The organism is Streptomyces sp. NPDC048270 (assembly GCF_040652335.1).
Classification (GTDB): Bacteria; Actinomycetota; Actinomycetes; order Streptomycetales; family Streptomycetaceae; genus Streptomyces.
Genome location: NZ_JBEZLV010000003.1, coordinates 383,044 through 389,742, shown reverse-complemented (window position 1 = coordinate 389,742; position 6,699 = coordinate 383,044). Strand labels below are relative to the sequence as shown.

Here is a 6,699-nt window from a genome sequence, read left to right as displayed (position 1 = left end):
TTGGTCTCCAGCTTCACATCCTGGGGCAGGACCGCGGTAAGGACCTTGAGTCCCTGAGCCACGACTTCCTGGCCGATGCCATCACCGGGGATCACTGCGAGATTGATGCTGGTCGACATGGCGAAACCGTACTCCGTGTATCAGCCCTCAGACATATTGCGTCCAGCATCTGGACCAATGGGGACGCAACATGTCCGGGGCCCGTGCGGACCGGACGGATGTCCGGCCGTGCTCAGTGGCCGGTCGCGCCGCCGTTGTCACGGCGGTCGAGAGCCCTCTGGAGGGCGGCGGCGGCGTTGCGGCGGTCGGCGTCGGCGGTGGAGGAGTGGCGGACGCGGCGGACAGCGGCGGTGGTGGGGGTCATGTGGATCGACTCCTTGAGATCACGGCGTGGCGGGGCCACGGATGAGGGGTTCCTTCAAGGCGCCGGAAGAGGCGGGGAGCAGTGCGCCGCAGGGGTTGCCTGCCGGGGGCGCGCGCTCTCGACCACCATTCGCCTGATCGGCGAGACGTTCGGCTCCTACAAAGCTAGGGCAGGTCCGGCTGTATGTCTCCGCAATTACTCGGACTTCCTACTATCTGAGACGCCGAACCCCTCGGAAGGCCTCCTCCCGGAGCTCCGGTTCAGCCCTTCTCGGAGCGGAGTTCCCTGATCAGCGCCCGTACGGCGAGAGACGCGGCGGCTTCCGGCGTGGTGACGTATCCCACCCGCCTCACCGGCCTCCGCGGCCCCAGATCGGTGATCTGCACCGCCTCGCCGGCCTCGCGCAGCGACAGCTCCGGCAGGATCGCCATGCCGAGCCCGCGGCCGACCATCGTCAGCACCATCCCGTCGTCCTCGGCCTTGACGGTGGCCCGCGGGATCCAGTCCTGCTCCCGCCACCAGGCCCGGGTGTAGGAGCCGCAGTTCTCGTCCCAGTCCAGCAGGGGCAGCGCCTTCGGGTCCGGGTGCCCGGCCGGGTGCACCAGCGCGTACGCCTCCTCCGCGAGCACCCCGGCCAGCAGGCCCGGCGGCGCCTCGTCCGGCCCGCCCAGGGTGGCGATCCCCAGGTCGGCGCGGCCGGCGGCCACCTCCCCGGCCGTGCCCGCGCCGAGTTCTCGCACCACCCGGACCTCGGGGCGCAGCCCCGGGTGCCGGGCCGTGAGCCGCTCCAGGGCGGGCGGCAGCAGATGCAGGGCCGCACTGCGGAACGCAGCGATCCGCAGCACGCCCGCCAGGCCCTCGCCGCCCGGCGCGGACCGCCCCGCGCCGCGCACCTCCGCACCCATGACCTCGTACAGCCGCAGGATCCGGCGGGCGTGGCCGACGGCCCGCTCCCCCGCCGGGGTGGGCGAGGCCCCGGTGCGGCCCCGTTCGAAGAGCACGGCCCCGAGTTTGGCCTCGCTGCCGCGCACGGAGTGCGATACGGCCGACTGGGTGAGCCCGAGCGCGGCGGCCGCGGCGGAGAACCCGCCGCGCTCGGCGACGGCGACCAGGACCCGCAGTTCCTGCGGGAGGAGCTCCGACACCGTCCCCCACCTCGTTCCATGAGCGTCATTCATGCATGTGCGGCTTCCATGAGCGCAACCCCCTGCCCGGCCGGGAGATTCCTTCCTAGCGTCTGCGCCATGACCACGAACACCGCCCGCGCCGTCCACCAGATCGCCCGCCCCGCCGGTTTCCCCACCGCCGCCGACTTCGCCTTCACCTCCTTCCCCGTCCCGGAACCGGGCCCCGGCACCGCCCTCGTGGAGAACCTCCTGCTCTCCGTGGACCCGTACCACCGCGGACTGATGGACGGCGGCGAGGGCGGCTTCGAGCTCAACGCCCCGCTGGAGGGCCGCTCGGTCGGCCGCGTGATCGCCTCGCGCGACCCGGGCCTGGCCGAGGGCGACCTGGTCTTCCACCGCGAGGGCTGGCGCACGCACGCCGTCGTCACCCTCGGGGTGGAGGGAACCCGCAAGCTGCGGGGCCACGAGGGGGTCCCGCTGGAGGCGTACCTGTCCCTCCTCGGCGGCACCGGACTCACCGCGTACGCCGCCCTGACCCGCACCGCGGCCCTGCGGGAGGGCGAGGACCTGTTCGTCTCCGCCGCGGCGGGCGGGGTCGGCACCGCCACCGGCCGCATCGCCCGGCTGCTCGGCGCCCGCCGGATCATCGGCAGCGCGGGCTCGGCGGCCAAGGTCCGCCACCTGACCGGGCACCTCGGATTCGACGCGGCCTTCGACTACCACGACGGCCCCGTCGCCGAGCAGCTCGCCGAGGCGGCGCCGGACGGCATCGACGTCTACGTGGACAACGTCGGCGGCGGCCATCTGGAGGGCGCCATCGAGGCGCTGCGCGAGTACGGGCGGATCGCCTGGGTCGGCGCCATCTCCACGTACAACGGCGACCGCTCCCCCGCCGCGCCCCGCAACCTCTTCGAGGTCGTCCACAAATCGCTGCGCCTGGAAGGCGTATTGGTTCGGAATCACACCAATCTGCAGGAGGAGCTGGAGGATTTCCTGGTCCCCCATCTGCGCAGTGGGCGGATCGATACCGATACCACCGTTGTGCAGGGGTTCGACCGCACGGTGGACGCCTTCCTGGGCATGCTCCGCGGGGACAATCTGGGCAAGATGCTCGTCCGTCTCGACAGCTGATTCCAGCCACCCGGATGTTCACCGATTTCTTACCGCACGGGAGTAGACCTTTGGCGCCGGGCCCGTCACTCTGACCGTCAATGTGCCAGCGGGGCACTGGAGTTGGAGGCGGGCAGGCAGTGACACCCATCAGCCGCAGAGGATTCGTGGGCATCGGCGCCGGGCTGATGGCCGGTGCCGCCCTGCCCGCGATCACGCCGACGTCGGCGGCCGCGGCCGCCGCGACCGGCACGATCACCGATGTGAGGCACGTGGTGATCCTGATGCAGGAGAACCGCAGTTTCGACCACTACTTCGGAAAGCTGAAGGGCGTCCGCGGCTTCGGCGACCGCGCCGCCGGAAACATCCCGGGCGGCTGGGGCATGTTCAACCAGCCGAACTGGGGCGGCCGCCAGTACCCGTGGAAGCTGAGCTCGACCCCGCCCGCGGGCGGGGTCGACGGCGAGACCCTGGCCCAGTGCAACGGCGACCTGCCGCACAGCTGGACCTCGCAGCACGCAGCCTGGAACAAGGGCCGGATGGACAACTGGGTCACCGGCGTCGGCAACACCCGGACCCTCGGCTTCCTGGACCGGGGCGACATACCCTTCCACTACGGGCTCGCCGACCACTACACCGTCTGCGACGCCTACTTCTGCTCCGCGCTCAGCGCGACCGGCCCGAACCGCACCTTCCTGTGGAGCGGCAGGATCGACGCCTCCAGCAAGGACGGCGGCGACGAGTCCGGGCTGACCTGGGAGACGTACGCGGAGGCCCTCCAGCGCGCCGGGATGACCTGGAAGGTCTACCAGAACGCCCAGGACAACTACGGCGACAACGGGCTGGCCTACTTCAAGAGGTTCACCGACGCCGCCCCCGGCAGCCCGCTGCACGACCGCGGTATGTCCTCCGTCCCGCGGGTCACCGGCTCCACTCCCGACGACATCGCGGCCGCCATCCGCGCCGACGTCGTCGCCGGCACCCTCCCGCAGGTCTCCTGGGTCGTGGCGAACGAGGCCTTCTCCGAGCACCCGTACGCCCCGCCGGGCGACGGCGCGCACTTCGTCGACCTCGTCTACCGGGCGCTCGCCGCCGACGCCGAGGTCTTCGACTCGACCGTCCTCTTCCTCAACTACGACGAGAACGACGGCTTCTTCGACCACGTTCCGCCGCCCACCGCCCCGCCCGGCACCCCCGGCGAGTACCTGGACGGCGCCCCGATCGGCCTCGGCTTCCGCGTCCCGATGATCGTCATGTCCCCGTGGACGCGGGGCGGCTGGGTGAGCTCGGAGGTCTTCGACCACACCTCGGTGCTGCGGTTCATGGAGACGTGGACGGCCGCCCTCGGGACCCCGGCCGCCTGTCCGAACATCAGCGCGTGGCGCCGCAGGGTGACCGGCGACCTGACCGGCGTCTTCGACTTCGCGCACCCGGTCTACGGGGTCCCGGCGGGCCTGCCGTCCACCGCCAAGGTGATCGGCCAGTCCACCTGCGCCCCGCTGCCCAATCCGGTGCCGCAGGACAACGCCCTGCCGGCGCAGGAGCCGGGGACGCGCCCGGCCCGGGCGCTGCCGTACCAGGTCAACGGCAACCTCGACCGGCTCGAGTTCGGGGCGGCCGGCAAGATCCTGGCCTGGTTCTCGATGACCAACCAGGGGGCGGAGGCGAAGCGGGCGGCGCACTTCTCGATCCATCCGCACCAGCACCGGGACACGGCCGCCTGGCAGTACACGGTGGACGCGGGCGCCGCGGCCACGGACTACTTCAACATCGGCCTCGGGCACGGCTCGGGCAAGTACGACATCTCGATGTACGGCCCGAACCGCTTCCTGCGGCGCTTCCTCGGCGACGCCGCGAAGCCGGGCAAGGACCTGGAGGTGGCGGCCCGCTTCGCGGTCGAGCCGGGCACGGGCAAGACGGCGCTCTACTTCAAGATGACCAACGCCTCGGCCGCCGCGGTCACCTTCACGATCCGCTCCAACGCCTACCGCACGGACGGCCCGTGGACCTACACGGTCCCGGCCGGCTCCTCGCGCGAGGACCACTTCAACGCGGTGGCGTACAGCAGCGGCTGGTACGACTTCACGGTCCTGGCCTCCTCCGACGGCACCTGGTCGCGCCGCTACACCGGCCACATCGAGTCGGGCACCGCGAGCGTCTCGGGCTCCTGACCCCCGGCCCCTACAGCACGTCCCCGTCGCGCCAGTCGAAGTCGAGCCGCCCGGCGGGGTCCGGCAGGGCCCCGCCGGGCGGCACCCACAGATAGGTGCTGCCCTCCTCCTCGGGGAGCCGCTCGGGGCCGGCGGGCCCCAGGACCCCGATCCGCCCGCCCCAGACCTGCCATCCCCGGCCCTCGTACAGCCCGGCGCCGTCCTCGGACGCCGACAGCGCCCCGAGGACGTACGCCCGCGCGATGATCCGCTCCAACTCGGCCATGACCCGCCCGCCCAGCCCGCACCGCCGGTGGCCGGCCCCCACCGCGACCGCCTCGACGTACCCGGCGCGCAGTGCCCGTCCCCCGTACAGGACCCGGCGCTGCACGACGCTCCCGTGCGCGACGAGCTGCCCGTCCTCGCGGAGCAGGACGTGCATCCCGCCGAGCGCGTGCTCGAAGTCGTCGGCGCCGAAGTCGCCGCCGAAGGCGGCGTCCAGCAGCTCCCGGACCTCCGTGAGCTCCTGCCCCGTCAGGTCGGACGTGTGCGCGGTCCGCGTGTCCATCACTGCTCCAGCCACTCGGTGTACCAGGTGCGGAAGTCCGGGCCCTCGGGCAGGCAGGTCCCGAAGTCCTGGTCCAGGTGCCAGACCTGGCCGGCCAGCGGCCCGCTCACGATCAGCCTCGAATACATGCCGCACCCCTGCTCGGCGAGCACCAGCGTGCCCAGGGTCAGCCCCTCGCGCTCGTCGAACCTCCGGTTCACGTCGAACGGGCGGGGTGCCCGGATCGGGCAGGGCGCGGCCAGCCGGCCCGGGCGCCGGTCGTCCTCCCACTCCCCGTCCACCGCCCAGTCGTCATCGGCCTCCGGCCGCGGGGTGACCAGCGGCATCAGGCCGTGGTGCGGGCCCGCGGGGCCGTCGCCGACCGTCGCGACGAACGACCGGTACGCCTCGGGCAGCCGGATGCCGTGCTCCGCCTCGAAGGCCCGGATCTCCGCCTCCGGGAGCGGCGCGGCCAGCTCGTACCGCATCACCTTCGCCCGCAGACGGGCCCGTACGGCTTCCGCGTCCCAGTCGCTCATTCCGGGACCGTACCAAGGGACCGCATTGCGGACGCCGGGCGCCGTCCACCGGCCGGAATCGGCCGACACGGCTCTGGCGGTCTGGACCATTGCCTCGGCAGACTCGCCGCATGTCGCCCGATACCCAGCAGTGGACCCCGATCCACGGCCAGCCGTACCGTCCCGCCCCCTACCGGCCCGAGCGGATGGCGAGCGGCGAATCGCTCGCTCGCGCCGCCGCGTTGCGGGCCCGCATGGACCAGCGGCGGACCGTGCGCCACTTCTCCCCCGACCCGGTTCCCGAACAGGCCGTCCGGGACGCCATCGCGTGCGCCGCGACCGCGCCGTCCGGGGCGCACCAGCAGCCCTGGACCTTCGTCCTGGTCAAGGACCCGGCGGTGCGCCGGGAGATCCGGGCGGCCGCCGAGCAGGAGGAGGCCCTCTCGTACGACGGCCGGCTCGGCGACGAGTGGCTCGCGGCCCTGCGCCCCCTCGGCACGGACGCCGTGAAGACCCATCTCACGGACGCCCCGGCCCTGATCGTCGTCTTCCAGCAGCGCTACTGGCTCGGCCCGGACGGCGCCAAGCACAAGCACTACTACGTCGACGAGTCGGTCGGCATCGCGGTCGGCATGCTGCTGTCCGCCCTGCACCTGTCGGGCCTGGCGGCCCTGATCCACACGCCGAGCCCGATGCGCTTCCTCTCCCACGTCCTGGACCGCCCGGAGAACGAGAAGGCCTTCGCGGTCATCCCGGTCGGCTACCCGGCGCCCGACTGCGAGGTCCCGGACCTGGTGCGCAAGTCGCTGGACCAGGTCATCGTCGAGGTGTAGCCGGGCAACTGGGACCGCCCCCGCTCCGGACTTGGGGGTACCGGAGCGGG

7 protein-coding genes and 1 pseudogene are annotated in these 6,699 nt (G+C 72.5%); 3 read left to right on the top strand and 5 right to left on the bottom strand.

The features are described from left to right. The 3 genes and pseudogenes from AB0D66_RS05015 to AB0D66_RS05005 form a co-directional block, all read right to left on the bottom strand. Positions 1-119 (bottom strand): annotated as a pseudogene (locus tag AB0D66_RS05015) (3-isopropylmalate dehydrogenase); the annotation flags it as partial. Positions 120-232: 113 nt separating this feature from the next. Further along, complete coding sequence (locus tag AB0D66_RS05010) at positions 233-364, bottom strand: hypothetical protein (protein WP_279628693.1); 132 nt, start codon at positions 362-364, stop codon at positions 233-235. 260 nt (positions 365-624) lie between these two features. Continuing rightward, positions 625-1,509 carry a LysR family transcriptional regulator gene (locus tag AB0D66_RS05005; RefSeq protein ID WP_362296696.1) on the bottom strand — a complete coding sequence of 295 codons (885 nt, stop codon included), beginning with the start codon at positions 1,507-1,509 and terminating at the stop codon, positions 625-627. Positions 1,510-1,608: 99 nt separating this feature from the next. Between AB0D66_RS05005 and AB0D66_RS05000 the strand changes: the two genes are divergently transcribed. Both AB0D66_RS05000 and AB0D66_RS04995 read left to right on the top strand, forming a co-directional pair. Continuing rightward, positions 1,609-2,622, top strand: coding sequence for an NADP-dependent oxidoreductase (locus tag AB0D66_RS05000; RefSeq protein ID WP_362296693.1), 1,014 nt, complete (start codon positions 1,609-1,611; stop codon positions 2,620-2,622). A 119-nt stretch (positions 2,623-2,741) separates the two neighbouring features. Continuing rightward, the gene (locus tag AB0D66_RS04995; protein ID WP_362296690.1) at positions 2,742-4,772 is read left to right on the top strand and encodes a phosphocholine-specific phospholipase C; all 2,031 of its coding nucleotides are present in this window, start codon (positions 2,742-2,744) and stop codon (positions 4,770-4,772) included. A 10-nt stretch (positions 4,773-4,782) separates the two neighbouring features. Here AB0D66_RS04995 and AB0D66_RS04990 read toward each other — a convergent pair whose 3' ends face one another. Together AB0D66_RS04990 and AB0D66_RS04985 are read right to left on the bottom strand one after the other, a co-directional pair. Then, the gene (locus AB0D66_RS04990; protein WP_362296687.1) at positions 4,783-5,319 is read right to left on the bottom strand and encodes a GNAT family N-acetyltransferase; all 537 of its coding nucleotides are present in this window, start codon (positions 5,317-5,319) and stop codon (positions 4,783-4,785) included. After that, on the bottom strand, positions 5,319-5,837 hold the full coding sequence (locus AB0D66_RS04985) for an SMI1/KNR4 family protein (protein WP_362296684.1): 519 nt from the start codon (positions 5,835-5,837) through the stop codon (positions 5,319-5,321). The genes AB0D66_RS04990 and AB0D66_RS04985 overlap by 1 nt, the downstream gene beginning before the upstream one ends. A 110-nt stretch (positions 5,838-5,947) precedes the next feature. Between AB0D66_RS04985 and AB0D66_RS04980 the strand changes: the two genes are divergently transcribed. After that, on the top strand, positions 5,948-6,649 hold the full coding sequence (locus AB0D66_RS04980; protein ID WP_362296681.1) for a nitroreductase family protein: 702 nt from the start codon (positions 5,948-5,950) through the stop codon (positions 6,647-6,649). Positions 6,650-6,699 lie beyond the last annotated feature (50 nt).

Coding starts and splice junctions, on each gene's coding strand:
- AB0D66_RS05010 (WP_279628693.1), bottom strand. CDS start 364: ATGACCCCCACCACCGCCGCTGTCCGCCGCGTCCGCCACTCCTCCACC.
- AB0D66_RS05000 (WP_362296693.1), top strand. CDS start 1,609: ATGACCACGAACACCGCCCGCGCCGTCCACCAGATCGCCCGCCCCGCC.
- AB0D66_RS04990 (WP_362296687.1), bottom strand. CDS start 5,319: ATGGACACGCGGACCGCGCACACGTCCGACCTGACGGGGCAGGAGCTC.
- AB0D66_RS04985 (WP_362296684.1), bottom strand. CDS start 5,837: ATGAGCGACTGGGACGCGGAAGCCGTACGGGCCCGTCTGCGGGCGAAG.
- AB0D66_RS04980 (WP_362296681.1), top strand. CDS start 5,948: ATGTCGCCCGATACCCAGCAGTGGACCCCGATCCACGGCCAGCCGTAC.